Here is a 1,157-nt window from a genome sequence, read left to right on the forward strand (position 1 = left end):
GGCGAGGTCGTGGGTGTAGGCGGTCCGGCTGACCAGAGTGCCCTCGCCGGGCGCGTTGCCCTCGGTGACGTGGGTCAGTGACAGGCGGCTCTCGGTGTCATAGGTGTGGGCGGTCGCCGTCTTGCGTTCCGTCCCGTCCTTGTCGCGCACGGTGGCGGTGTCGGTGGCGAGTTTGCGGTCGGGGGTGTAGGTGTAGGCGTGCTCGGCGATGACCTCACCGCCCGGCTTGGTGTGCTTCTCCCCGGTGGGGAGGCCGGCGTCGTTGTAGGTGTAGGCGCTGCCCGCGCCGTTGCCCCGGTCGATCCCCGCCAGACGCCCCGCCGCGTCATGCCGGTAGGACACCCTGGCCAGCTCCTTGTCACCGCGCGACTGCACGGCCTCGGTCATCCGCCCCGACTTCGCGGCGTAGGTGTAGCGGGTGACCGCACCGGTGTGGTCGGTCACCGAAGCGACCTGCTCATCATCCGTATACGTGTACGCGGTCTTCTTCCCGCCCGGATCGATGCGCTCGCGCGCCGAGCCGTCCGGATTCAAGGCATAAGTGATCTTCGAACCGGCCTCGTCACCCTCGACCCATCGCGCGGACACACCACCCGTCACCGGGTCGTACGACGTCCGCACATGCTCCCGCTTCGCACCGGGGTCGTCCTTCGGCGAGGTCCACTCCTCGACCGTCCGCCCGGCCCGGTCATGACGCTGGTGCGCTACCGAACCGTCCGGCAGTGTCACCGACTCCGCCAGCCCGTTCACCCGGTTGTAGGCCATGGTCGACGTCCCGCCACCACCAGGCAGGGAGACCTGCTCCGTGCGGCCTGCGGCGTCGAACCTCGTCTCGAAACCGGAAACCGACTGGCCCTTCGACGTGAGTGTCTTATGCGTCTTGTTGCCGAACGCGTCCAGCGTGTAATCCGCCCTTCCACCCTCCGTCCTCCCGCCGTCCGCCGTGCCGGACTGCTTGGTGGTGAGGGTGTCGGAAGCGGGCAGACCGGCAGGCGTGTAGGCGTGCTCGGTGGTGAACGCGCTGGTGCTCTGCTCGGAGCTGACCGGCTTGCCCAGGGCGCCGAACTCCGTCTCGGACACCCCGCCGGGCGTGCCGTCACCGTACGACGTCTCGCTCCGGACGAGGTTGCCCTGCTCGTCGCGCTGCTGTGTGCTCG

Annotated in this window: 1 protein-coding gene; it reads right to left on the reverse strand. The window is 69.1% G+C overall.

The annotated features are described in order from the left end of the window. Positions 1-1,157: hypothetical protein (locus EES43_RS30865; RefSeq protein WP_164493290.1), on the reverse strand; the 1,157-nt coding region annotated here is incomplete at both ends.

It is taken from the genome of Streptomyces sp. ADI96-02 (genome assembly GCF_003846185.1).
Taxonomy (GTDB): Bacteria; Actinomycetota; Actinomycetes; order Streptomycetales; family Streptomycetaceae; genus Streptomyces.